27 protein-coding genes are annotated in these 24,532 nt (G+C 60.4%); 14 read left to right on the top strand and 13 right to left on the bottom strand.

Annotated elements, in window-relative coordinates:
* Window positions 1-175 precede the first annotated feature (175 nt).
* Both rhtA and HB680_RS23450 read left to right on the top strand, forming a co-directional pair.
* The gene (rhtA, locus tag HB680_RS23455; protein WP_213940846.1) at window positions 176-1,063 is read left to right on the top strand and encodes a threonine/homoserine exporter RhtA; all 888 of its coding nucleotides are present in this window, start codon (window positions 176-178) and stop codon (window positions 1,061-1,063) included.
* A gap of 165 nt (window positions 1,064-1,228) precedes the next feature.
* Window positions 1,229-1,510: a hypothetical protein gene (locus HB680_RS23450; protein WP_041069802.1), complete on the top strand. Its 282-nt coding sequence runs from the start codon at window positions 1,229-1,231 to the stop codon at window positions 1,508-1,510.
* On the opposite strand, the gene HB680_RS23445 is transcribed toward HB680_RS23450, so the two are convergent.
* Window positions 1,497-2,075 carry a TetR/AcrR family transcriptional regulator gene (locus tag HB680_RS23445; RefSeq protein WP_213940845.1) on the bottom strand — a complete coding sequence of 193 codons (579 nt, stop codon included), beginning with the start codon at window positions 2,073-2,075 and terminating at the stop codon, window positions 1,497-1,499. The genes HB680_RS23450 and HB680_RS23445 overlap by 14 nt on opposite strands.
* A 92-nt stretch (window positions 2,076-2,167) precedes the next feature.
* Here HB680_RS23445 and HB680_RS23440 point away from each other — a divergent pair, with 92 nt between their 5' ends.
* Entirely contained in the window at window positions 2,168-2,896 is a 729-nt protein-coding gene (locus HB680_RS23440) for an SDR family oxidoreductase (RefSeq protein ID WP_213940844.1), read from the top strand.
* Window positions 2,897-2,934: 38 nt separating this feature from the next.
* The gene (locus HB680_RS23435; RefSeq protein ID WP_213940843.1) at window positions 2,935-3,525 is read left to right on the top strand and encodes a 2-hydroxychromene-2-carboxylate isomerase; all 591 of its coding nucleotides are present in this window, start codon (window positions 2,935-2,937) and stop codon (window positions 3,523-3,525) included.
* Here the strand turns inward: HB680_RS23435 and HB680_RS23430 are convergent.
* Window positions 3,522-4,520: a zinc-dependent alcohol dehydrogenase family protein gene (locus HB680_RS23430; RefSeq protein WP_213940842.1), complete on the bottom strand. Its 999-nt coding sequence runs from the start codon at window positions 4,518-4,520 to the stop codon at window positions 3,522-3,524. The two genes, HB680_RS23435 and HB680_RS23430, sit on opposite strands and share 4 nt — an antisense overlap.
* 100 nt (window positions 4,521-4,620) lie before the next feature.
* Here HB680_RS23430 and HB680_RS23425 point away from each other — a divergent pair, with 100 nt between their 5' ends.
* Entirely contained in the window at window positions 4,621-5,541 is a 921-nt protein-coding gene (locus tag HB680_RS23425; RefSeq protein ID WP_213940841.1) for a LysR family transcriptional regulator, read from the top strand.
* On the opposite strand, the gene HB680_RS23420 is transcribed toward HB680_RS23425, so the two are convergent.
* From HB680_RS23420 to HB680_RS23405, 4 genes are all read right to left on the bottom strand, one after another.
* Window positions 5,534-7,342 carry an aminopeptidase P family protein gene (locus HB680_RS23420; protein WP_213940840.1) on the bottom strand — a complete coding sequence of 603 codons (1,809 nt, stop codon included), beginning with the start codon at window positions 7,340-7,342 and terminating at the stop codon, window positions 5,534-5,536. The two genes, HB680_RS23425 and HB680_RS23420, sit on opposite strands and share 8 nt — an antisense overlap.
* A 65-nt stretch (window positions 7,343-7,407) precedes the next feature.
* The gene (locus HB680_RS23415) at window positions 7,408-8,565 is read right to left on the bottom strand and encodes an aminotransferase class V-fold PLP-dependent enzyme (RefSeq protein WP_213940839.1); all 1,158 of its coding nucleotides are present in this window, start codon (window positions 8,563-8,565) and stop codon (window positions 7,408-7,410) included.
* A gap of 206 nt (window positions 8,566-8,771) precedes the next feature.
* A complete protein-coding gene (locus HB680_RS23410) occupies window positions 8,772-9,386 on the bottom strand; it encodes a LysE family translocator (RefSeq protein ID WP_213940838.1) in 615 nt (204 codons plus the stop codon).
* A gap of 101 nt (window positions 9,387-9,487) precedes the next feature.
* On the bottom strand, window positions 9,488-9,757 hold the full coding sequence (locus HB680_RS23405; RefSeq protein ID WP_213940837.1) for a hypothetical protein: 270 nt from the start codon (window positions 9,755-9,757) through the stop codon (window positions 9,488-9,490).
* Window positions 9,758-10,146: 389 nt separating this feature from the next.
* On the opposite strand from HB680_RS23405, the gene msuE reads away from it, so the two are divergent.
* The 4 genes from msuE to HB680_RS23385 all read left to right on the top strand — a co-directional run bounded on the left by msuE (window position 10,147) and on the right by HB680_RS23385 (window position 14,329).
* Window positions 10,147-10,710 carry an FMN reductase gene (gene msuE / locus HB680_RS23400; protein WP_123510419.1) on the top strand — a complete coding sequence of 188 codons (564 nt, stop codon included), beginning with the start codon at window positions 10,147-10,149 and terminating at the stop codon, window positions 10,708-10,710.
* A gap of 10 nt (window positions 10,711-10,720) precedes the next feature.
* Window positions 10,721-11,866 (top strand): FMNH2-dependent alkanesulfonate monooxygenase, encoded by a 1,146-nt coding sequence (gene ssuD / locus HB680_RS23395; protein ID WP_213940836.1) that lies wholly within the window; start codon window positions 10,721-10,723, stop codon window positions 11,864-11,866.
* A gap of 149 nt (window positions 11,867-12,015) precedes the next feature.
* Complete coding sequence (locus HB680_RS23390) at window positions 12,016-13,203, top strand: acyl-CoA dehydrogenase family protein (protein ID WP_213940835.1); 1,188 nt, start codon at window positions 12,016-12,018, stop codon at window positions 13,201-13,203.
* Between the two features lie 22 nt (window positions 13,204-13,225).
* Window positions 13,226-14,329, top strand: coding sequence for a sigma-54 dependent transcriptional regulator (locus tag HB680_RS23385; RefSeq protein WP_213940834.1), 1,104 nt, complete (start codon window positions 13,226-13,228; stop codon window positions 14,327-14,329).
* 4 nt (window positions 14,330-14,333) lie between these two features.
* On the opposite strand, the gene HB680_RS23380 is transcribed toward HB680_RS23385, so the two are convergent.
* A complete protein-coding gene (locus HB680_RS23380) occupies window positions 14,334-14,705 on the bottom strand; it encodes an antibiotic biosynthesis monooxygenase (RefSeq protein ID WP_213940833.1) in 372 nt (123 codons plus the stop codon).
* Window positions 14,706-14,799: 94 nt separating this feature from the next.
* Here HB680_RS23380 and soxR point away from each other — a divergent pair, with 94 nt between their 5' ends.
* Window positions 14,800-15,267 carry a redox-sensitive transcriptional activator SoxR gene (gene soxR, locus HB680_RS23375; protein ID WP_213940832.1) on the top strand — a complete coding sequence of 156 codons (468 nt, stop codon included), beginning with the start codon at window positions 14,800-14,802 and terminating at the stop codon, window positions 15,265-15,267.
* Window positions 15,268-15,376: 109 nt separating this feature from the next.
* Here soxR and HB680_RS23370 read toward each other — a convergent pair whose 3' ends face one another.
* From HB680_RS23370 to HB680_RS23355, 4 genes are all read right to left on the bottom strand, one after another.
* Complete coding sequence (locus HB680_RS23370; protein ID WP_213940831.1) at window positions 15,377-16,147, bottom strand: MetQ/NlpA family ABC transporter substrate-binding protein; 771 nt, start codon at window positions 16,145-16,147, stop codon at window positions 15,377-15,379.
* A 74-nt stretch (window positions 16,148-16,221) separates the two neighbouring features.
* A complete protein-coding gene (locus tag HB680_RS23365) occupies window positions 16,222-16,887 on the bottom strand; it encodes a methionine ABC transporter permease (RefSeq protein WP_213940830.1) in 666 nt (221 codons plus the stop codon).
* A 2-nt stretch (window positions 16,888-16,889) separates the two neighbouring features.
* Complete coding sequence (locus tag HB680_RS23360) at window positions 16,890-18,104, bottom strand: SfnB family sulfur acquisition oxidoreductase (RefSeq protein ID WP_213940829.1); 1,215 nt, start codon at window positions 18,102-18,104, stop codon at window positions 16,890-16,892.
* Between the two features lie 90 nt (window positions 18,105-18,194).
* Window positions 18,195-18,431, bottom strand: coding sequence for a hypothetical protein (locus tag HB680_RS23355; RefSeq protein WP_213940828.1), 237 nt, complete (start codon window positions 18,429-18,431; stop codon window positions 18,195-18,197).
* Here HB680_RS23355 and HB680_RS23350 point away from each other — a divergent pair.
* The 4 genes from HB680_RS23350 to HB680_RS23335 all read left to right on the top strand — a co-directional run bounded on the left by HB680_RS23350 (window position 18,421) and on the right by HB680_RS23335 (window position 22,351).
* On the top strand, window positions 18,421-18,879 hold the full coding sequence (locus HB680_RS23350; RefSeq protein WP_213940827.1) for a VOC family protein: 459 nt from the start codon (window positions 18,421-18,423) through the stop codon (window positions 18,877-18,879). The two genes, HB680_RS23355 and HB680_RS23350, sit on opposite strands and share 11 nt — an antisense overlap.
* Window positions 18,880-19,105: 226 nt before the next feature.
* On the top strand, window positions 19,106-19,981 hold the full coding sequence (locus HB680_RS23345; RefSeq protein WP_213940826.1) for an alpha/beta hydrolase: 876 nt from the start codon (window positions 19,106-19,108) through the stop codon (window positions 19,979-19,981).
* A 97-nt stretch (window positions 19,982-20,078) separates the two neighbouring features.
* Entirely contained in the window at window positions 20,079-21,380 is a 1,302-nt protein-coding gene (gene dctA, locus HB680_RS23340; RefSeq protein ID WP_213940825.1) for a C4-dicarboxylate transporter DctA, read from the top strand.
* A gap of 20 nt (window positions 21,381-21,400) precedes the next feature.
* Window positions 21,401-22,351, top strand: a complete 951-nt coding sequence (locus HB680_RS23335) for a LysR substrate-binding domain-containing protein (protein ID WP_213940824.1) — start codon at window positions 21,401-21,403, stop codon at window positions 22,349-22,351.
* A 91-nt stretch (window positions 22,352-22,442) separates the two neighbouring features.
* Here HB680_RS23335 and leuD read toward each other — a convergent pair whose 3' ends face one another.
* Window positions 22,443-23,057, bottom strand: coding sequence for a 3-isopropylmalate dehydratase small subunit (leuD, locus tag HB680_RS23330; RefSeq protein ID WP_213940823.1), 615 nt, complete (start codon window positions 23,055-23,057; stop codon window positions 22,443-22,445).
* Window positions 23,054-24,475, bottom strand: coding sequence for a 3-isopropylmalate dehydratase large subunit (gene leuC, locus HB680_RS23325; protein ID WP_213940822.1), 1,422 nt, complete (start codon window positions 24,473-24,475; stop codon window positions 23,054-23,056). Before leuC ends, leuD begins: the two co-directional genes overlap by 4 nt.
* Window positions 24,476-24,532: the final 57 nt, after the last annotated feature.

The raw sequence follows: 24,532 nt of genomic DNA, 5'->3' as shown, positions 1-24,532 counted from the left end.
GGGAAGTGGGGCGAATTATAGACTTCCAGAATCTGCCGTCAAGCACTGATTTAGCATTTCTATCAGGATGCTTAAAATCCCGGCTTATATATAGACGCCACCGAAACGAATGCGCAGTATATTGCCCAACACATAAAACAATACTTTCGCTTCCTGCCTTGGACGATGCCTTGCAATGAATGACCAGCCCCGCAGCCTAGCCTCGACCCTCTTCTCGGTTGGCCTTTTAATAATAGCCATGGCATCGATCCAGTCCGGTGCTTCCCTGGCCAAGAGCATGTTCCCGATTGTAGGAGCCCAAGGGACCACCACCCTGCGATTGATCTTTGCCAGCGTGATCATGCTGCTGCTATTGCGCCCGTGGCGCGCGAAGCTCACCGCCAAATCCTTGCGCACCGTCATCATCTACGGGATGGCGCTGGGCGGCATGAACTTCCTCTTCTATATGTCCTTGCGTACCGTTCCGCTCGGCATTGCCGTAGCCCTGGAGTTCACCGGGCCACTGGCAGTCGCGATCTACGCTTCACGTCGCGCCATCGACTTTTTATGGATCGCTCTCGCCGCTGTCGGCTTGCTGCTATTGATACCTACGGGAGCGACAACTGCCGGAATCGATCTGCTGGGGGCGGGCTATGCGCTCGGAGCCGGTGCCTGCTGGGCGCTGTACATTCTGTTTGGTCAGAAGGCCGGCGCCGATAATGGCGTAACGACCGCCGCACTGGGCGTCATGATCGCTGCACTCTTCGTTGCGCCCATCGGCATCGTCCATGCCGGTGCCGCTTTATTGACCCCATCGCTGATTCCCGTCGCCATCGGTGTGGCGATTCTTTCCACCGCCCTGCCCTACACCCTGGAGATGGTCGCCCTGACCCGGATACCAGCCCGCACCTTCGGCACCTTGATGAGCATCGAACCAGCATTCGGCGCACTCTCGGGGCTGCTATTCCTCCATGAATACCTTTCTTTGTCACAGTGGATGGCCATCCTGTGCATCATCATGGCTTCCGTTGGCGCAACCATGACCATGGGGAGTGCTGCCAAGCCTGCGGTCGCGGCAGATTGATACCGGATTTGACGAAGGTCTGGTATTTGCCGCTCAATTAGGCCATGTTTACGCCGCAACCCAGTGCCATACATGGACTTTTTCAGATAGGGATATCGGAGCCCGTCAAGCAAAGCGAACGCGGCCAGACCCGGGCACAAGACCCGGGCCGCCATAAGGACAGTAATGAAACGAATTTTGATACTGATCGCCGTACTGGCAGTTGCGGGCTGCGCGGCGACCTCGAAAACCCAGGTCAAACACGGCAAGAAAGGGCTGCATATCAACTGTTCAGGGCTCTCGTCCTCTTGGGACAAGTGCTACACCAGCGCTGCCAATTCGTGTGCGCCCAAGGGCTACAAGGTCATCGCAAAGTCGGGGGACGCCGTGGAAGAGCCAGGCGACTATCCGTTCGGCCTCAACCCGGCTGGCTACACCAGTCGCAGCATGATCGTCATTTGCAAATAGCTTGAGGCCGCCCGGCAATCTGGCGGCCAATCTCGTCCTGACTGGATTGCAGCACGGTTCGCTGAATATCCGCCGTGGCCAACATTCGCGCCACCACCAGCGCACCGATGCATTGCGACAGAATCGCCCACGCCAGACTGTCGCTGTCCAGAATCCGCGCCCAACTCTCCTGAAGCCGGCAAATCCAGATCTCTGCCTGCTGGCGCACCAGGAGGTCCGAGCGGGCAATCTCGGCGCCCAATGCAGGCAACGCACACCCGGACTCAGGCTGCTCGACATGGGCCATGCTCAGATAATGTTTGAGACAACGCTCAAGCCTGGCGCGATCCTGCTCACCATGCCCACCCAACCGCGCCAAGCTCTGGCACAGCTCTCGCTCGACGATCGCAGCGAACAGCTCGTCCTTCGACGAAAAGTGACTGTAGAACGCCCCTCCGCTCAAACCGATCGCCTTCATCAAACCGTCGACGCCGACCGTTGCAAAACCGGACTTCTTGGCTGACACCGCACTGCTTTCCAACAGCTTTTCTTTGGTTTCCAGCTTGTGATTGGGCGAGTAACGCATTGCCTTGTCCTCAGGATTGATCGCCTTGACGTTGGCCGGATCGTAGCATAACGTTCGTTCAGTTAACGATCGTTTACCAAAGGGATCTACCCATGAATAACAAGAAGGTCGTACTGGTTGTCGGTGCCGGGGATGCTACCGGGGGTGCCATCGCCAAACGTTTTGCGCAGGAAGGCTTCATTGCCTGTGTGACCCGCCGCAGCGCAGACAAACTCCAGCCACTGGTGGATGCCATCAAGGCCAGCGGCGGCGAAGCTCATGGCTTTGCCTGTGACGCGCGCAAGGAAGACGATGTGATTGCACTGGTCGAACAGATCGAAACCCAAATAGGTCCCATCGAAGCGTTCGTCTTCAATATCGGCGCCAACGTGCCGTGCAGCATTCTCGAAGAAACCGCCCGCAAATATTTCAAGATCTGGGAAATGGCCTGTTTTTCAGGCTTCCTCAACGCTCGCGAAGTGGCCAAGCGCATGGCGACACGCCAACGGGGCACGATTCTGTTTACCGGCGCCACCGCCGGCATGCGCGGCGCGGCGGGGTTTGCGGCGTTCGCCGGCGCCAAACACGGCATTCGCGCTCTGGCCCAAAGCATGGCCCGAGAATTGGGCCCCATGAACATTCATGTCGCCCACATCGTGGTCGACGGCGCCATCGACACCGACTTCATCCGCGACAGCTTCCCGGAAAAGTACGCCACCAAGGACCAGGACGGCATCCTCAACCCCGAGCACATTGCCGAAAATTACTGGTACCTGCACAGTCAGCCGCGAGACGCCTGGACTTTCGAGCTCGATCTGCGCCCTTGGAACGAACGCTGGTAAGCCTCCCCACAACAACAATCAAGCAGAGCGCATCGACCATGAGCAAAACCGTAGAGTTTTTCTTTGATCTAGGCAGCCCCGCCACTTACCTGGCCTACACCCAACTGCCGAAGATCTGCGCACAGACCGACAGCCAACTAATCTACATCCCGATCCTGCTGGGCGGCGTCTTCAAAGCCACCGGCAACGCTTCACCAGCGACCATCCCGGCCAAGGGCCGTTATATGTTTGAGGACCTGGACCGCTATGCCAAACGCTATGGCGTGCCACTGAAGTTCAATCCGCATTTTCCGATCAATACCCTGATGCTGATGCGCGCCGTCACCGGCATACAGTTGCGCCACCCGGAGCGTTTCCAGACATTTATAGATTGTCTGTTCAATGCGCTCTGGGTTGAAGGCCGCAGCCTCGATGAGCCGACTACCGTCGCCGCCGTATTGACGCAGAACGGTTTCGACCCGAACGAAGTGCTGGCCTTGACTGCCGATGAGGAAGTCAAAGCCGTCCTCAGGGACAACACCGAGAAAGCCGTGCAACGCGGTGTGTTCGGAGCACCCAGCATGTTCATCGGTAATCAGCTGTTCTTCGGCCAGGACCGGCTGGACTTCGTCGTCGAAGCCTTGAGTTAAATCTCGACCACCAATCGCCCTTGGGCTACTCCGCTTGCGAGCACGTCATAGGCAACCTCGGCAGTTTGCAACGTGAACTGCCGAGGATCGAGTAACGGTTTCAGTTGCCCGGCCTCGATCAACTGCGCCGCTTCCCGAAGTATCTGTCCGTGGCGCTCGCCGCCCTTGCCTGTCAGCAGCGGCAACAATGTAAACACCCCGGAATAGGTCGCCCCACGAAACGACAGTGGCGCAAGGCTGTGCTGCCCCCAACCGAGGCAGCTCACCACATGACCGTGATAAACCCGCGCAGCCTTGAACGATGCATCCAGCGTTTCACCGCCCACGGTGTCATAGACGATATCGAACCCCTCCCCTGCGGTGTGTTCAGCCACATACGCTTCAACCGAAGATGCGCGGTAATCGATGAAGGTCGCCCCGAAGCCTTCGATGATTGCCTGCTGCCCCGCCGATCCGGTGGCAAACACTTCAGCCCCGAAAGCCCGCGCGATTTGCACGGCCGCATGCCCGACCCCACCCGCTCCGCCATGAATCAGCACCTTCTGGCCGGCCTGCACCCGCGCACGATCCACCAAGCCTTCCCACGCGGTAATCAACACCAACGGCAACCCCGCCGCCTCACGCATACTCAGATTCGCCGGTTTATGCGCCAAGAGCCGAGCATCGACCACGGCGAACTCCGCCAGGGACCCTTGAGCCCCACCGATCCCGGTCGCCATGGCGTAGACCTCATCATCCAGCAGCCATCCACTTACCCCCTCCCCCAACGCCGCCACGGTTCCTGCCAGGTCCATGCCCAATACCGCCGGCAACGGCTGGCGAGCATGCGCGGCCTGACCCGAACGAATTTTCCCGTCCAACGGGTTTACCCCGCTGGCCTTGATCCTGACCAATACCTGCCCCACTCCGGGCACAGGCCGTTGAAGCGAAGCCAAGCGTAACGGCCCATTGGCCGAGTCAACCATCAGAGCGCGCATTTCCAATGAGTCAGTCATTTCGCAAGTTCCTGTAAGAAGTGAGTCACCCATCTTCCTGCAAGCCACTCATGCCGATAAGACGCTATATAGCTATAGTGACCATGCCCATTTGGCATCAATGAGAGATTCCGTGGACAAACTCAACGCAATGGCGATTTTCGTGCGGGTGGTCGAACGCGGCAGTTTTTCCGCCGTTGCCCGGGAATTGCACACCAGCCAGCCCACCATCAGCAAAGTGCTGCGCGCGCTGGAAACCGAGCTGGGTGGAAAATTGATTTCCCGCAGTACCCGGCAACTGTCTCTGACGGATGAAGGTCAGCGGTATTACAGCGAATGTCGACAGATCCTCGCTGCCGTCGACGCCGCGGAACACAGCTTTCAATCCGGTCGCGAAACTGTCGCCGGGAATCTGAGGATCGGCTCATCCGTGAGTTTCGGGCGCCTGCAAATTGCCACGCGGCTACCAGGCTTCCTCAATCAATACCCACAGGTGCAAATCGACCTGCAATTGAGCGATCAGAACCAGGACCTGGTCAGCGAAGGACTGGACGTCAGTTTCAGGATCGGCGAATTGGGCGACAGCGGTCTGATCGCTCGCCACATTGGCACCACACATCGGGTAACCGTCGCAGCACCTGACTACCTCAAGCACTACCAAACGCCACAAACACCACAAGACTTAAGCCAACACAATTGCCTGCAATTCAACTTGCTGAACAGTCAAAACCTGTGGGTTTACGAGAGGCAGAACCAGCGCCACGAGGTGCGGATCAGGGGCAATGCACAGAGCAACAATTCCGAGGCTATCCGCGAAATGGTGCTGGGAGGATTGGGGATTGCGCTGTCACCGGTGTGGTTGTTCAGCGAGGATCTGAAGGCCGGACGCGTCATCGCAGTTCTGCAGGACTACACCGCGCAGCCACTGCCGATTCATGCCGTATCCCCGGCCAATCGTCGCCAATCCGCCAGGGTCAACGCGTTTGTCGACTACATGAGCCAGGCGCTGGCAACAGCGCCTGAACTCAAACCGATCAGATAGCCGCCGTCCGGGTGTTCAACCACTCCAGGGCGGCACCGTCGAGCAACGAACTCAAGCGCTCGCGCACTTCAGCGTGATAGCCGTTGAACCACTGTTTCTCGTCTTCAGTCAGCAACGACGGTTCCAGGCAGCGGGTGTCGATCGGGCACAGGGTCAGGGTTTCGAATTTCAGGAATTCGCCGAACTCGCTCTTGCCTGCTTCACGGTTCAACACCAGGTTTTCGATCCGCACACCCCAGCGACCCGGACGATACGTCCCTGGCTCGATGGACGTGATCATCCCCGGCTGCATCGCGGTTTGCGGTGCCGCGGCGGCTTGATAGGCAATCACTTGCGGGCCTTCGTGAACGTTCAGGAAATAACCGACGCCATGACCGGTGCCGTGGCCGTAATCAACGCTCTCGGCCCATATCGGCGCGCGGGCGATGGCATCCAGCAACGGCGACAAAATGCCCCGAGGGAATTGCGCACGGGACAATGCAATCACCCCCTTGAGCACCCGCGTGCAGTCGCGCTTCTGCTCATCGGTTGGCGTGCCGACCGGCACCATCCGCGTGATATCGGTGGTGCCGCCCAGGTATTGGCCGCCGGAGTCGATCAGCAACAGGCCATCGCCTTCGATCACCGCGTGTTCTTCTTCGGTGGCGTGGTAGTGCGGCATCGCGCCATTGGCGTTGAACGCGGCAATGGTGTTGAAACTCAGCGACACATAATCCGGGCGCCGGGTGCGGGCCGCGGTCAGGTGTTCGTCAATGGTCAGTTCGGTGATGCGCTCACGGCCCCAGGCCGATTCCAGCCAGGCGAAGAATTCGCACAGCGCCGCGCCGTCCTGCTCCATGGCCCGGCGAATGTGTTCAGCGTCGTCCAGGCTTTTCCGGGATTTGGCCAACGTGGTCGGGTTCAGCCCTTCCAGCAGTTTTACGCCGCCGTCCAGGTTATCCAGCAAACCGGCGGTGACACGGGCCGGATCAACCTGCAGGCTCGCACCGCTCGGCACGGCGCGCAGGGCATCCGCCACTTCGCTGTAATCACGCAGGGTCACGCCATCCTGTTCGAGGATGCCGCGCAGTTCGGCGCTGACTTTGCTCAGGGCCACAAACAAAGTGGCCTGCTGCTGATTGATCAAGGCGAAGGACACAAACACCGGGTTGAACGACACATCGCCGCCGCGCAGGTTGAACAGCCAGGCGATGTCGTCGAGGGTGGCGATGAAATGCCAGTCGGCACCGCGCTCTTTCAACACTTCGCGCAGCGTGGCCAGTTTCTCGCCACGACTGACCGTCGCTTGCGGCGGCAAGTGTTGATAAATCGGCTCGTTCGGCAGGCTTGGGCGGTCGCTCCAGACTTCACTCAGCAGGTCGATGTCAGTGCGCAAACGAGCACCGCGCTCTTCGAGTTTGCCGCCGAGCGTGCGCGCCGAGGCCACCGCCATCACCGCGCCATCGACGGCAACGACGCCGCCTTCAGGGGTTTGATCGGCCAGCCAGTCCAGCGGACCAGGTTGACCCGGTTGCAGCTTGACCAGTTCGATGCCGCTGCCCTTGAGTTCCTTACTCGCTTGTTCCCAGTAACGGCTGTCGGCCCAGACACCGGCGAAATCCGGCGTAACAATCAGGGTGCCCACCGAACCGTGGAAACCCGACAGCCATTGCCGACCCTGCCAGTAACCCGGCAGGTATTCGGACAGGTGCGGGTCGGCCGACGGCACCAGCAGGGCGTGAATGCCCTCCCGGCTCATCAGCTCACGGGTTTGCGCCAGGCGCTGGGGTACCAATCCATGGGTCAAAGGCTGCGTGCTCATCATGTCTCCTGCTAACCACTTCATCATTATTGTTGAGTGCCGATCTGAGTCGGCGCTTTAACGGCTTATTGCCAGAACGCCGGGGCGCTGGCATTGGCCGCTTTAATCAGTTCGATCGCTTGGTCAATGTCCTGCTCGGTGGTGAACCGCCCGAGGCTCAAGCGGATGGTGCGACCGGCCGAGCGGGCGTCGTGCCCCAGGGCGAGTAACACATGGGATGGCGCATTGCTGGCGGAATTGCAGGCCGAGGTCGCGGAAAACGCAATCGAATGGCCCAGCGCCGCCGCGTTGAATTCGCCTTCGCCGAAGGTCAGGCTCAGGGTGTGGGGAATGCGTTGGGTCGCGCTGCCGTTGAGGCGCACGCCGGGCAGGCTCAACAGGTGTTCGAGCAAGCGTTCCCGGAGATGAACGATGGTGGCTTTCTCGTCATCAAACAAGCTCGCCGCCAGCGCAAACGCTTCGCCCATGGCCACGATCTGGTGCGTGGCCAGGGTGCCGGAACGCAAGCCGCCCTCGTGACCGCCGCCGTGGATCTGAGCCTGCAACCGCTGTTGCGCTCGCGGGCCGACATACAGCGCGCCGATGCCTTTGGGGCCGTAGATCTTGTGCGCCGAAAACGACATCAGATCCACCGGCCATTCGGCCAGGTCGATCGCGACTTTACCCGCGCCCTGTGCGGCATCGACGTGAAACAACGCGTCACGATTACGCACCACCTGACCGATGGCCGGGATGTCGTTGACCGTGCCCAATTCGTTATTCACCAGCATCAGCGACACCAGAAAGGTGTCATCGCGCATCGCGGCGCTGACCGCTTGCGGGGTGATCAGGCCTTCAGCGTCCGGCACCAGATAGGTCACCGCCACGCCGGCGTCCTGCAATTGTTTCGCGGTGTCGAGAATCGCCTTGTGTTCAATCTGGCTGGTAATGATGTGGCCGCCGGACACGCCTCGGGCCTGGGCGACGCCCTTGAGCGCCAGGTTATTCGATTCGGTGGCGCCGGAGGTCCAGACAATCTGCTCGGCCTGCGCTCCTACCAATTCGGCCACCTGCTGACGCGCCTGCTCGACCGATTGTCGGGCCTGCTGGCCAAACGCATGGGAGCTGGACGCCGGGTTACCGAAATTGCCGTTGAAACCCAGACACTCGACCATAACCTTGATGACCCGCTCATCCACCGGCGTGGTGGCGGCGTAGTCGAAATACAACGGACGTTTATTCATAAAAAGACTCGCAGAGCGTGTTCCGGGATCAGGAGGCTCGTAGCTGAATAGTTCAAAGCGTCGCCTTGTGGGCGACGCCGAATTATCCGCACGTCAGCAATACCTGATCGGAGGCCGTTAAAGAAGAACAACTTCATTTAAAAGTGCGTAGGAACGCTCCTGAAGTCGAGCTTAACAGGCATCGGCCAACCGGTTGAAGCAATGCGTCAGCTAAAGCTTTCAATCAACAACGGATACAGCGAAGCCACCAGCAGCAAAGCCATGCCCCAGTTGAACACGCGCAACCAGCGGCGATCCTTCAACACATTGCGCAACAGTGTGCCGCAACCGGCCCAGACGCCGACACTCGGCAGGTTGATCAAGGCAAAAACCGCAGCAATCACGATCACATTGGTGAAATACCCCTGCATCGGCGTGTAGGTGCTGATGGCGCCAATGGCCATGATCCAGGCCTTGGGATTGACCCACTGAAACGCCGCAGCGCTGAGGTAGCTGATCGGTTTGCTCTCGCCCTTCTCACTCTCGGACACCGGCCCCGAGTGAGCGATTTTCCACGCCAAATACAGCAAATACGCCGCGCCGACGTAACGCAACACGGTGTAGAGCAATGGATAGGTTTGAAACACCGCGCCCAAGCCAAAACCCACCGCAACCACCAGCACGAAAAAGCCGCAGGTGATGCCGAGCATATGGGGAATGGTGCGGTTAAAGCCGAAGTTCACGCCCGATGCCAGCAACATGGTGTTGTTCGGGCCGGGGGTGATCGAGGTGACGAGGGCAAACAGGGCAAAGCCCAGCAGCAGATCGAGCGAGAGCGTCATCGGTGGCAGTCCGTCAGGGTCAGTCAGGTATTGACCCTATCGCACGCCTTGCGGGAAACCCACGGACAGTTGGGTAAAAGTTCGAGCGGTACAGTCGCGACTCAGCTTGGACGACCGTGAAGGTGTACGGCCCGCTCAGCGTTCATCTCGCCTTGGCTATCAAAGCCAAACGACTTCTGTGGCTGGCCGAGCAATGCGGCTTTTTTCGCGTGGTATTCCTCAAAGGACAAGCCCTGGCGGTTCAAGGCTTCCAGCGCCAGTTCCTTGGTTTCTTCGGCGGTGTAGGGGCGCAATTCCGGCGAAACATGGCTGGCACAGCCAGCGAGGACTGAAGCGGCGAGCAGCAAGGAAACAGCGAGTAAACGATTCATGGGGAGCGTCCTGACAATCTTGTGTTTGGCGATGGGTGAAGGCTACGCCCGGCCCGCGCCGGGCAGAAATCAACGCTCTCGATAGTGGGTATCAGGATCAAAAGTTCGCCACCTGCATATTCAATAAAGATCTATAAATATCTTTTAATGATCTTTTACGGAATAACAACAAGCCTTTATAACAACTGCATCGCTTCGCCCGCTGTTGCCCATGCAACTGTTCGCCTGGCAACAGTCATTCAACAAATGGCCCTGCTAATCGCACAGTCGCCATCGAAGGTAGCGCTGAAAGCCCCGGAATACGGGGCTTCGAAGGATTGGTACAGGTCTTGCTCAAGCCCAGTGACTCTTCACTGCTCCCTGAGCAACTGTTTAAAAAGGAACTGATCATGTCGCGTCCATTGAAAGTCGTTGCCCTCTCCGGCGGTACCTGGCGTCCGTCCCGCACCTTGGTGCTGACCCAAGCGCTGTTGGCCGAACTCGGTGAGCAATTGCCGATCGAGAGCAAGCTGATCGAACTGGGCGACATCGCCCGACCACTGGGCGCCGCCCTCGCTCGTCAGGAACTGAGTGCCGAGATCGAAGCCGAGCTGCAAGCCATCGAAAGCGCTGACCTGCTGATCGTCGCCGCGCCGGTTTATCGCGGTTCCTACCCGGGCCTGCTCAAGCACCTGTTCGACCTGATCGACCTCAATGCGCTGATCAACACCCCGGTGTTGCTGGCCGCCACCGGTGGCAGCGAGCGCCATGCGCTGGTGCTCGATCATCAGTTGCGGCCGCTGTTCAGTTTCTTCCAGGCCCTGACCTTGCCGATTGGCGTCTACGCCACCGAAGCCGATTTCTCGAATTATCAAATAACCAGTGAGCCCTTGAAGGCCCGCATTCGTCTTGCTGCAGAACGCGCCGCGCCACTGTTTGGCGTGCACCCCAAAAATCTGCTGAAAATCGCTTAAGGATCTCTTCATGGATGTTTTCTGGTTTCTGCCCACCCACGGCGACGGCCATTACCTGGGCACCACCCAGGGCGCCCGCCCGGTGACGCTCAACTATCTGAAACAAGTGGCCCAGGCCGCTGACAGCCTCGGTTACCACGGTGTGCTGATTCCCACCGGGCGCTCCTGCGAAGATTCGTGGGTGATCGCCTCGGCGCTGGTGCCGTTGACCGAACGCCTGAAATATCTGGTGGCGATTCGTCCGGGGATCATCTCGCCGACCGTCTCGGCGCGCATGGCTGCGACCCTGGATCGTTTGTCCAATGGCCGCCTGTTGATCAACGTGGTGACCGGTGGCGACCCGGACGAAAACCGTGGCGACGGGATTTTCCTCGATCACAGCGAACGCTACGAAGTCACCGACGAATTCCTGCAGATCTGGCGTCGGGTGCTGCAAGGCGAATCCGTCGACTTCGAAGGCAAACACCTGCAAGTGCAAAACGCCAAGGCTTTGTATCCGCCGGTGCAGAAACCCTATCCGCCGCTGTACTTCGGTGGTTCTTCCGAAGCGGCCCATGAACTCGCCGCCGAGCAGGTCGACGTGTACCTGACCTGGGGCGAGCCACCGGCCGCCGTGGCGCAAAAGCTTGCCGATGTGCGTGAGCGTGCCGCGCGTAACGGGCGCACGGTCAAGTTCGGGATTCGTCTGCATGTGATCGTGCGTGAGACCGCCGAAGAAGCGTGGAAAGCTGCGGACAAACTGATCGAGCACATCAGCGACGAGACCATCGCGGCGGCGCAGAAGTCGTTCTCGCGGTTTGATTCCGAAGGTCAGCGACGCATGGCGGCGTTGCATGACGGGCGTCGCGACAACCTGGAAATCGCCCCTAACTTGTGGGCCGGTGTCGGCCTGGTGCGCGGCGGTGCCGGGACCGCACTGGTGGGCGATCCGCAACAAGTGGCGGCGCGGATCAAGGAATACGCGGACCTGGGAATCGAGAGTTTTATCTTCTCCGGTTATCCACACCTTGAAGAAGCGTATCGCTTTGCCGAACTGGTGTTCCCGCTGCTGCCGGAGCCGTATGCCAGCCTGGCCGGACGTGGCGTGACCAACCTCACCGGGCCGTTTGGCGAAATGATTGCCAATGATGTGTTGCCGGCAAAAGCCACAGCCTGATCCCAGCCGCCGGATCTGGCTCCCTGTAGGAGCTGACGAGTGAAACGAGGCTGCGATCTTTTGACTTTAAAGATCAAGATCAAAAGATCGCAGCCTCGTTTCACTCGTCAGCTCCTACAGGGGGTCGATTGACATAGAGGAACCCCCGCGTGACGGCCAAACCACAAAGCGCCCTGCTCTCTCCCTTGCACACCGCCCGCCAATTGGCGGCGGAGTTTGCCCTGACCGCCGTCGAGCGCGACGAACGTGGCGGTACGCCCAAGGCCGAACGTGACGCCCTGCGCCACAGCGGCCTGCTCGCGCTGAGCATTCCCACCCAGTACGGCGGCCTCGGCGCCAGTTGGAGTGAAACCCTGACCATCGTGCGCGAGTTCGCCAAGGTCGACAGTTCGATTGCGCATGTCTTCGGTTTCCATCACCTGATGCTCGCCACCGTACGCCTGTTCGCCAAACCCGAGCAATGGCAGCCGTGGTTCGAGCAAACCGCGCGCAAGAACTGGTTCTGGGGCAACGCCCTGAATCCGCTGGACACCCGCACCGTGGTGAAAAACCTCGGCGGCTGGCGCGAGTTTTCTGGCAAGAAAAGCTTCTGCTCCGGCGCCAGCGATTCGCAAATGCTGATCGCCTCGGCGGTGGATGAAACTGCTGGCGGCAAGTTGTTGATCGCGGCCATCCCCAGCGGTCGCAGCGGCATCACCCTGCATAACGACTGGAACAACATGGGCCAGCGCCAGACCGACAGCGGCAGCGCCACGTTCGAACGGGTGCGCGTCGAAGAGTCGGAATTGCTGCTCGATCCGGGTCCGTTGAGCACCCCATTCGCCTGCCTGCGGCCCTTGATCGCGCAGCTGACCTTCACCCACATGTTCCTCGGCATTGCCGAAGGCGCCTTCGAAGAAGCCCGGCAATACACCCTGACCGAAACCCGGCCCTGGCATAAATCCTGCACCCAGGATGTGCGCGAAGACCCATATGTACTCGCCCATTACGGCGAATTCTGGGTAGCCCTCGAAGGCGTTCGTTTGCTGGTGGAACGCGCCGCCGACCTGCTCGACAAGGCCTGGGCCAAAGGCCCGAATCTCAGCGCCGAGGAGCGCGGGCATCTGGCGACGGCGATAGCCACGGCCAAGGTCGCCGCGACCCGCAATGGCCTGGAACTCTGTAGCCGTTTATTCGAAGTGACCGGCGCACGGTCAACCCACGCCTCGCTGCGGCTGGACCGCCACTGGCGCAACCTGCGCACGCAAACCCTGCACGACCCGGTGGATTACAAACTCCATGAACTGGGTGACTGGGCGCTGAACCAGTCCCTGCCGATCCCGACTTTCTATTCCTGACCTTCTCTTCATGGAGCCTGCCATGCAACTGCTGACCCTACCGCCCTCGCCCGCCCTGGCCACATCGATCCGCGCCACCGCGCAAGTGTTCGAAGACCCGAAATCCCAAGCCTTGCTCGCGCATTTGCAACAGGTCGCCCCGAGTGAAGCCAGCGTGCTGATCATCGGTGAAACCGGCACCGGCAAGGAGTTGGTGGCGCGGCATATCCACAACCTCAGCGCCCGGCGCAACCGGCCGTTCGTGGCGGTGAACTGCGGCGCGTTCTCTGAATCCCTGGTGGAAGCTGAACTGTTCGGCCACGAAAAAGGCGCGTTCACCGGGGCGTTAAGCGCCAAGGCCGGGTGGTTCGAAGAGGCGGATGGCGGCACCCTGTTCCTCGATGAAATCGGCGATTTGCCGATGGCGATCCAGGTCAAGTTGCTGCGGGTGTTGCAGGAGCGTGAAGTGGTGCGCCTCGGCTCGCGTAAAAGCATTCCCATCGACGTGCGGGTGCTGGCGGCGACCAACGTGCAACTGGAGAAAGCCATCAACGCCGGGCATTTTCGCGAGGACTTGTACTACCGCCTCGACGTGGTCAGCCTGGAACTCAGCCCGTTGCGCGACCGCCCCGGCGACATCCTGCCGTTGACCCGGCATTTCGTCGAAGCCTACAGCCAGCGCCTCGGCTACGGCACCATCACCATCAGCAAAGAGGCCGAGCTGAAACTGCGCAGCTACAGTTGGCCAGGCAATATCCGCGAACTGGAAAACGTGATTCACCACACCCTGCTGATCTGCCGCAACGGCGTGATCGAACGGGATGACTTGCGCCTGTCGAACATGCGCATCGAGCGTCAGGACGATCATCACGGCAGCGTCGACGATTCACCGGAAGCCTTGCTCGACCGCGCCTTTCAAAAGCTCTTCGAGGAACAGGCCGGGGCGCTGCACGAAAAAGTCGAAGACGCGTTGTTGCGCGCGGCGTATCGCTTCAGCCATTACAACCAGGTGCACACTGCCGCGCTGTTGGGCCTGAGCCGCAACGTGACTCGCACGCGGTTGATCAAGATCGGCGAACTGGCGGTGAACAAGCGCCGGCCCACGGAAAATGTGCAGGGCGAGCGCTTGATGCAGTTGTCGATCTAGGTTCTTACCCGGAATGCACAAGGTTGCAGTGCAGCGCATCATCGTGACTGCGCTCCAGGCTGTGCAGCACCTGGAATGAACCGAAGGTCACGGTTTTCGCCTGATGGGCGCGGATCAGTTGCCAGAAATCCTGCTCGCCGCTTTCAAAGCGCTGGAACGCGGCTTCCCCGGCCTCGCGGGACTGCCATTGCAGGTAATTGAGCACCCGCCGGCCATCGTCGCTGGCCTGGATGCTCGCGCTCAGGAAACCACTGAAATCCTGGGCCAGGCGCTCGGTCTGCACAGACAGCGCCGAGACCAGTGCGGGTTGTTGATGAGGCTCGATCTCAAATTCGATCAATTGGGTGAAACTGCGGTTTTTCTCTGACGTTTGCATGAATAGTCCCCACTCACCTTGAAACCGAATCTTGCGATCCGAAGGCCTGCAGGGTAAAACCTCAAGTTAACTAGAGGTCAAGAGGCTTTTTCAGATGGTCACCCCGGAAAACCTGCACAAGGAACTCACCGTCGGCCAGGTGGCCGCTCGCAGCGGCGTGGCCGTCACCGCCCTGCACTTCTATGAAACCAAGGGTTTGATCAAAAGCCATCGTAACCAGGGCAACCAGCGGCGTTATCCCCGGGAAGTGTTGCGCCGGGTGGCGTTGATCAAGGTTGCGCAGCGGCTGGGGATTCCGTTGGCGGAGATTGCCGAGGCGTTGAAGGCACTGCCGGATAATCGTGCGCCGACGGCGGCGGATTGGCAGGTGATGTCAGCGCAGTGGAGCCAGGATCTGGATCAGCGGATTCGTCAACTGACCTTGTTGCGGGACCGGCTCAATGGCTGCATCGGCTGTGGGTGTTTGTCGATGGCGGCGTGTCCGTTGCGCAACTTTGGCGATGTGCTCGGGGAGCGTGGGCCGGGGGCACGGCTGTTGGAATCGGGGGTTGATCCGGAATAGCGGCGCGGCCTTCGCGAGCAAGCCCGCTCCCACAGGGGATTTGTGAGCGCCACAGATCCAGTGTGGGAGCGGGCTTGCTCGCGAAGGCGTCCGCCCAGTCAGCGAAAGTCTAGAACCCCGGCGCAATCTGCCCTTTGTAACGGGTCAGGATGAACTGCCGAACCTCATCGGAATTCAGCGCCTTGGCCAGTTTCTGAATCCGCGGGTCGTTGATGTTGTCCGGGCGGGCGACGAGGAATTCGATGTACAGGCTCTTGCCCTTCTCGACAATCAACGCGCTGTTGGTGTCGATCCCCGCCTCCAATGCGTAGTTGGCAAACACAAACGCCAGATCCACCTGGCTCACCGACCGCGCCAGCAAGGCACCTTCCAGCTCACGAATCTTCAGGTGTTTCGGGTTGTCGATGATGTCGCGCTGAGTGGCCAGGGTGTTGCTCGGGTCCTTGAGTTTGATCAGCCCCGCTTCGTGCAGCAGCACCAGCGCACGGCCGGTGTTCACCGGGTCATTGGGGATCGACACCGTGGCGCCGTCCTTCAATTCGCTGATGTTTTTGATCTTGGTCGAGTAAGCGCCGAACGGTTCGATGTGCACGCCGACCACCGGCACCAGATCGGTGTGGCGGGTCTTGTTGAAATCATCGAGGAACGGTCGGTACTGGTAATAGTTGGCGTCGAGGTTTTTCAGCGCCAGTTGTTGGTTGGGCTGGATAAAGTCGGTGAAGACTTTGATGTCCAGGTCCACGCCTTCCTTGGCCAGGGTCGGTTTGACGAATTCGAGAATCTCCGCGTGCGGCACCGGAGTGGCGCCGACGATGAGTTTTTCGTTGGCGTGAACGCTGATCGACAGGACGGCAGCCAGAATGGCCAGGGTCTTTTTCATGCTGTGCTCCAAGGCAGATTGAGTGGCCGTCGTGGGGCGGACGTGGGGCCTGATTGTTTTGTTGAATCGAATTTTTAACGTCGGCTGTAGCGCGCCACCAATCGGTCGCCGGTCATTTGCAGGGCTTGCACCAGAATCAGCAGCAACACCACGGTGACCACCATCACGTCCGTTTGAAAACGCTGATAGCCGTAGCGGATCGCCAGGTCGCCCAGCCCGCCGCCACCGATCACCCCGGCCATCGCCGTGTAATCCACCAGCACAATCGCGGTGACCGTGACCGCCGCCAGCAACCCGCCCCGGGCTTCCGGCAGCAAGGTGTGGAGGATGATTTGCCACGTGGTGCCGCCCATGGCCTGGGTCGCTTCCACCACGCCGCGATCGACTTCGCGCAACGCGGTTTCCACCAGCCGCGCGAAGAACGGCGTGCAACCCACCACCAGCGGCGGAATCGTCCCCGGCACGCCCAAAGAAGTGCCGACCAGCAACGTGGTCAGGGGAATCAGCACGATCAGCAAAATGATGAACGGCAGCGACCGCAGCATGTTCACGATCACCGACAACACCCGGTAAACCCCGGCCGCTTCATGCAACTGGCGCTTGCCGGTGAGAAACAGCACCACGCCCAACGGCAACCCGAGCAACACGGTAAAACCGAGGGCAGCGCCGAGCATGGTCAGGGTGTCGAGACAGGCCTGGGCGATGTCGGCCCAATAGATGTTTTTAAACCACTCGGCCATGGTCACGACCAGTCGTGGCGTGGCGGTTTGACGCCGTTGAGCAGCCAGTTGCCAACCACGTGATATTTCCAGCGCACCGGATCATGCAACGTGTGAACCCGCGCGTTGCGCCAGTGACGGTCGAAGTTGTGCTTCTTCAGGGTCGAGCGGGTGCCGCCGAGTTCGAAGAGTTTGTTGCTGGCCTCGATGGCGATTTCGGTGGTCAGCACTTTGGCCTTGGCCACGGCCAATGAAGCGCGGGCGACGTTGTCTTCATCCGGTGCCGGACGCGCCGCATCCAGCGCCCAGCCGGCCCGTTCGAGCAAGGCTTCGGCGGCTTCCAGGCGAATCTCCAGACCACCGACCTGAATGATGGTCAACGGATCTTCGCTGGCCTTTTCCACCCCCGCATCGATCCATGGCCGGGCGAATTGCTGGACGAAGGCGATGGTGTCGCGCAGGGCCGCGCGGGCGATGCCGGCGTCGATGGCGGCGGTGGTCAGTTGCGCGAACGGACCGGCCAGGGTCGGGCTTTCGTAGGAGCGATAAGTCGGGAAGACATTGAACGGCAAGACGTACAGGTCCTCGGCCAACACCGTGCCGCTGGACGTGGTGCGCTGGCCGATGCTGTCCCAATCGTCGACGATCACCAACCCTTTCGTGCCGCGCTCGACGAACGACAACTGACCCTTCTCATCTTCATCCACGGCCAGCACCGCCAGCCAATGGGCGTAGAGCGAACCGGTGCAGTAACCCTTACGCCCGTTGATCACATGGCCATCACCATAACGGCGGATCGTCGCCTGGATGTCCTGCACATTCTTGCCGCCGGTTTCCGACAAGGCATTGGCAAAACGATGCCCTTGCAGCGCAAGGCCGAAGAAATGCGCTTGCTGCTCCGGCGTGCCTTGCAGGCGAATGTCTTCGAGCAGGCAATAGTGGTTTTGCGGGATCTGCCCCAGGGATGGATCGGCCGCCGAAATGATCGCAATCACCTGCGCCAGCACCGCGTAGGAGACCTGCGCGCCGCCGAATTCCTTCGGCACGCTGATGCCCCACAAACCGCTGTTGGAATACAGATCGACGATCTGCGCAGGCACGTGGCGACTGCGGTCGCGTTCGGCGTCCTGCTCCAGCAACACGGCAGCCACACGCTCGGCGACCCGCAGGGCTTCGGCTTCGTCGGCGATTCGATGGGCGGCAGGCGGGTTGATCGGATAAACGGCAGATTCAGGCATACAAGACTCTCGACAACAGGGTTTTGAGAGAGTCATTGCAGCTTCTGTGCCGACTGTGTCAGCCAATGTTTTCGGGGGTTTACTCGGGGTTCATGGTGATAAAGCCGAGCAATCTGCTGCTTCACTGTTGATGGCTGAACAGTGGCGTTTTTGCGCCGAACATTGGTAGGAGCTGCCGAAGGCTGCGATCTTTTGATCTTGATGTTTCGTCGGCATCGACGACGCCAAGGTCAAAAGATCGCAGCCTTCGGCAGCTCCTACTATATTTATTCGCTTGAAATATCCTTTTTCCATAACAAAAACAGGGAGAACCGTTATGAGCGTCAAACCCATTCCAGAGGGCTATCACAGCATCACCCCCTACCTCGGCATCCAGAAGGCCGCCGAAGCCATCGATTTCTACAAAAAAGCCTTCAACGCGATTGAAGTGATGCGCCTGAGCATGCCCGACGGCGGCATCGGCCACGCTGAACTGCGCATCGGCGACTGCCCGATCATGCTCGGCACACCGTGCGATCAAGGGCCGTTGAGCAACCCGGACAGCTCACCGTCCGTGGGGCTGCATTTGTATGTGACCGATGTCGACAAGTCCTATAAACAGGCGATTGCCGCCGGTGGCACGGTGGTGTCCGAGGTCAAGGATCAGTTTTACGGCGACCGCTCGGGGACCTTGAAGGATCCCTATGGGCATTTGTGGTTTCTGGCGACGCGCAGGGAGGATCTGACTCAGGAACAGATTGAGCAGCGGGCGAAGGAGATGTTTCAGCAGGGTTGAAATTTTCAGCGCCTGACCGGGCCTCTTCGCGAGCAAGCCCGCTCCCACATTTGATTTGTGGCGTACACAAATCCCCTGTGGGAGCGGGCTTGCTCGCGAAGGCGGCCTCCCAGACACCGTACGACCCTCGAACACACTTCATGAACAACCACCCCACGCTTTGCGCCTTGCCGTAACCGCTCAACAATTTCAGGATGCAGGCCACTACAACAAGGAGTCATTCCCCATGTTCGCCGGATTCCTGAAAGACCAGCGCCACGTCAACGGCGTGGACATTGCCTACCGCATCGGCGGCACAGGCCCGGGCCTGTTGCTGTTGCACGGTCACCCGCAAACCCACGTCATCTGGCACAAGATCGCCGAGCAACTGGCCGAGCATTTCACCGTGGTCGCCGCCGACCTGCGCGGTTATGGCGACAGCGGCAAGCCGCCGGCCAACGATCACCACACCAACTATTCGAAACGGGAAATGGCCAAGGACGGCGTCGAACTGATGAAGTCCCTGGGCTTCGCGCAGTTCTCGGTGCTGGCCCACGACCGTGGCGCCCGGGTCGCCCATCGCCTGGCGCTGGATCATCCGGCCACCGTGCAACGCATGGTGCTGCTGGACATCGCCCCGACCCTGTCGATGTACGCGCAAACCAACGAAGCGTTCGCCCGCGCCTATTGGCATTGGTTCTTCCTGATCCGTCCGGCGCCGTTGCCGGAAACCCTGATCGAAGCCGATCCCGAATCCTACCTGCGCAGCGTGATGGGCAGCCGCAGTGCCGGGCTCAAGCCCTTCACTCCGCAAGCGTTCGCCGAATACCTGCGCTGCCTGAAACTGCCCGGCAGCGCCCGGGGCATCTGCGAGGATTACCGCGCCAGCGCCAGCATCGACCTGGAGCACGACCGCGCCGATATCGACGCCGGCTGCGATTTGAACCTGCCACTGCTGGTGCTGTGGGGCGCTGAAGGCACCGTCGGCCGTTGCTTCGAGCCGCTCAAGGAATGGCAACGCGTGGCCACCGACGTGCGCGGCAAAGCGCTGCCGGCCGGCCATTACATCGCCGAAGAAGCCCCCGAGCTGTTGCTTACCGAAGCCTTGGCTTTCCTGCGCTGACAGCCGCAACAGCCTGACCTGAATCCACCTCCCACCGCGGGCCTTAACTGGCCCGCGCGGGATCGTCATGCCCAAAAACCGTCTCGAGATAATAAAAATGACAATCAGAAAACTGCTGGGAACCCTCTATGTGCAGGTGCTTATCGCCATCGCCCTGGGCATCGTGATCGGGCATTACTGGCCGCAGATCGGCATCGATCTCAAGCCGTTGGGTGACGGCTTTATCAAGCTGATCAAGATGATCATCGGCCCGATCATCTTCTGCACCGTGGTCTCCGGGATCACCAGCATGCACGACGTGAAGCAGGTGGGCCGGGTCGGTGGCAAGGCGTTGCTGTACTTCGAAATCGTCTCGACCATCGCGCTGCTGATCGGGTTGCTCGCGGCCCATGCGTTGCATCCGGGCGCGGGTTTCAACATTGACGTGAAGACCCTCGATACGTCGGCCATCGCCGGGTTTGTCGGCCAGGCCCAGCACGGTGAAGGCGTGACCGGGTTTCTGTTGCATGTAATTCCGACGACGTTTTTCGAGGCGTTTTCCCAGGGAGAAATCCTGCCGGTGTTGTTTGTGTCGGTGCTGTTCGGGATTGCCCTGGTGATGGTCGGGGAAAAGGGTCGGCCACTGGTCGGCATCATCAATCAGGCCAGCGAGGTGTTTTTCCGCATTGTCGGCATCATCAGTCGCGTGGCGCCGATCGGGGCGTTTGGCGCGATTGCGTTCACCATCGGCAAGTACGGCCTCGGCTCGTTGCTGCCGCTGTTGAAACTGATTGGCACGTTTTATCTGACCGCGTTTATTTTCGTCGCCTGCGTGCTGGGCAGCATCGCCCGTTACGCCGGGTTCAGCATTTTCAAGTTGCTGGCGTACATCAAGGCTGAATTGTTGATCGTGCTCGGCACCAGTTCTTCGGAATCGGCGCTGCCGCAGTTGATCCAGAAACTGGAAAGCCTCGGCGCGTCGAAAGGCGTGGTGGGCATCGTGGTGCCGACCGGTTACACGTTTAATCTGGACGGCACCAACATCTATATGACCCTGGCGGTGTTGTTCCTTGCGCAAGCGACCAATATCGATTTGACGCTGGAGCAGCAACTGACCTTGCTGGCGGTAGCGATGCTCACCTCCAAAGGCGCGGGCGCGGTGGTCGGCGCCGGTTTCGTCGCGTTGGCGGCGAGCCTGGCGGTGGTGCCGACCGTGCCGGTGGCAGCGATGGTGTTGATCCTCGGCGTCGACCGTTTCATGGCGGAATGCCGGTCCCTGACCAACATCATCGGCAACGCGGTGGCGGCGTTGGTGGTGGCCGCGTGGGAAGGTGAACTGGACCGCAGCAAAATGGCGCCGATTGCCCTCAAGCGCGGGCGCCATGCCCGGGCCGCTGCGGCGAAGGTTGCCGCTGAATAAATCCAACCAATGGCGATGCTATGCTGGCGGCTCATGCCGCCAGTGCTCGTTCTGTCATGACCCTCAAGAAAGACACCGTGCCCCTACCCGAAGACCTGCGCGTTCTGCTCACCGTCATCCGCAAAAACGGTTTCGCCGCGGCGGCCGATGAACTGGGACTGTCCCCTGCTTACGTTAGCAAGCGCATCCAGATTCTCGAAACCACCCTCGGTACTCGCCTGCTGCACCGCACCAGCCGCCGCATCGCCCTGACCGAAGACGGCGAGCGGGTGCAGCGCTGGGCCTTGCGCATTCTCGATGACTTCCAGCACCTGCATGACGAACTCGCCGACGCCCACGACAGCCCGCGCGGGCGTTTGCACTTGTGCAGCAGTTTTGGTTTCGGCCGCAACCATGTGGCGCCAGCGGTTTCGCTGCTGGCCGAGCGCTACCCGGAACTGGAGATTCGCCTGGACCTGTTCGACCGGGTGGTGGACATCGTCAGCGAAGGTTTCGATCTGGAAATCCGCGTCGGCGACGACATTCCCGGCCAACACATTGGCCGGCGTCTGGTGAGTAATCGGCGGGTGCTGTGCGCGGCCCCCGCGTATCTGCAACGCCACGGCACGCCGCAGGCCCTGGCGGATCTGGAACAGCATCATTGCCTGGTGATCAAGGAGCGCGACAACGCGTTCGGCATCTGGAACCTGGAACGTGACGGAACTCAGGAAAGCGTGCGGGTCAGCGGGCCGTTGTCGTCGAATAACGGTGAGATTGTCTTGCAGTGGGCACTGGACGGGCGTGGGGTGTTGCTGCGCTCATTGTGGGATGTGAAACCGTTGCTGGAGCAAGGGCGGCTCGTGCAGGTGCTGGCGGATTACACCCAGAGTGCGAATGTGTGGGCGGTGTACCCGACGCGGTTGGCGTATTCCGGGAAGCTGCGGGCGTGTGTGGAGTTTTTGCAGGAGCATTTCAAGGTGTTGTCGGTGTAGCAGGTCAAGATCAAAAGATCGCAGCCTTCGGCAGCTCCTACCGGTGTACACAAAACCCTGTAGGAGCTGGCGAAGCCTGCGATCTTTTCCTTCAAGACAACCAGGGATTCGCGGCCAGATGCTCGCGTTCGAAGTCCTTGATCTGTTCGCTGCGCTGCAATGTGCTGCCAATGGCATCAAGCCCCAGCAACAACGCAGTCTTGCGCAAGGTGTCGATCTCGAACGGAATGACTTGGCCATCGTTCAAGCGAATCTGCTGAGCCTCCAGATCGACGCTGATTCCAGCGCTCTCAGGCTGGCTGACCACCTGCCCCAACCGCTGCAACACCGCCTCGTCCAGCGTAATCAGCAACACCCCATTGCGCTGGCAGTTGTCATAAAAAATCCCGGCGAAGCTCGAGCCGATCAGCGCCCGAATCCCCATCTGCTTCAAGCCCCACACCGCGTGTTCCCGGCTCGAGCCGCAGCCAAAATTCGGCCCGACCACCATGAAACTCGCGCCCTGCCAGGCCGGTTGATTCAGAACGAATTCAGGATTAAACGAACCATCCGGCAAAAACCGCAGGTCGAAAAACAACCCTCGATCCAGCCCGGCGCGGTCGATGCCCTTGAGGAATTGCTTGGGCATGATCACGTCGGTGTCGATGTTCGCTGCCAGCATCGGCGCGGCTTTGCCACTGACCTGGGTGAAGGGTTGCTGGCTCATGCGCGTTCTCCAAAGTGGCGGATGTCGGTGAGGCGACCGGTGATGGCAGCGGCCGCGACCATCGCCGGGCTCATCAAATGCGTGCGGGCGCCGGCGCCCTGGCGGCCTTCGAAATTGCGGTTGGTGCTGGAGGCGCAGCGGTCGCCGGGGGCGAGCACGTCGTCATTCATCGCCAGGCACATCGAGCAACCGGACTGGCGCCATTCGAACCCGGCGTCGATAAAGATCGCCGCCAGGCCTTCGGCTTCGGCCTGATCCCGGACTTCGGTGGAGCCAGGCACGATCATCGCTCGCACATGCTCGGCGACGTGTTTGCCGCGCACCACGCTGGCGGCGTCGCGCAGGTCTTCGATGCGCGCGTTGGTGCAGGAACCGATAAAGGCATGGCTGATGACGATCTCGCTCAGCGGCATGCCGGCCTCCAGGCCCATGTAGTTCAGGGCGCGGCGCATGTCCTGGCGCAGGATCAGGTCGCTGACGTCTTGCGGATCCGGGACTCGCGCGCCAATCGGTGAGGCCTGATCAGGGCTGGTGCCCCAAGTGACCATCGGTTCCAGAGCGCTGGCGTCCAGATAAACCTCGCGGTCGAATTGCGCATCCGCATCGCTGTGCAAACTGCGCCATTTCTCGACGGCCCGGTCCCAAAACTCGCCTTTGGGTGCGCGGGGTTTGTCTTTCAGATACGCAAACACCTTCTCGTCCGGCGCCATGAATGCACCGCGAGCGCCCGCCTCCACCGCCATGTTGCAGATGGTCATCCGCGCCTCGACGCTCAACGCATCGATGGTCGAACCGCGAAATTCGATGGCGTAGCCCGTGGCACCGGAGGCACCGATCTGGCCGATCAGCGCCATGATCACGTCCTTGGAAGTCAGTCCAGTGGCCAGTTCGCCGTCGACGGTCACGCACAGGCTTTTCAGGCGTTTGTAGACCAGGGTCTGGGACGCCAGCAGGTGTTCGATCTCCGAGGTGCCGATGCCGAAACCGAACGCGCCGAGGGCGCCATAGGTGGTGGTGTGACTGTCACCGGCGGCGATGACCATGCCCGGCAGGATGAAGCCCTGTTCCGGGGCGATCACGTGTTCGATGCCCTGGCGCTTGTCGAGGATATCCAGCAGTTCGATGCCGAAGTCCCGGCAGTTTTCCGCCAGGTACGACACCTGCCGCGCCCCGCCGGCATCCGGCATCGCGGCGATGCGTATCGGGGCCGTCGGGTTGACGTGATCGACCACGGCCAACGCGGTTTCCGGGCGCCAGACCTCGCGCCTGGCCTCGCGCAAACCGCTGAAGGCTTGCGGGCTGGTGTATTCGTTGATGACTTGGCGATCGATGTACAACAGGACGTGGCCCTGGTCATCGAGGCGACACACCGTGTGGGAATCGATGTGTTTGTCGTAGAGGGTTCTTGCTGGGGTCATGGAAGTACTCGCTCAGAGGACAGTACGCTGCAGGCGTCTGAGTTCCATCTTAAGGAG

It is taken from the genome of Pseudomonas sp. dw_612, from assembly GCF_018449725.1.
Lineage (GTDB): Bacteria > Pseudomonadota > Gammaproteobacteria > Pseudomonadales > Pseudomonadaceae > Aquipseudomonas.
The sequence above is the reverse complement of the archived record's forward strand: the minus strand, read 5'-3'. Positions and strand labels throughout refer to the sequence as shown.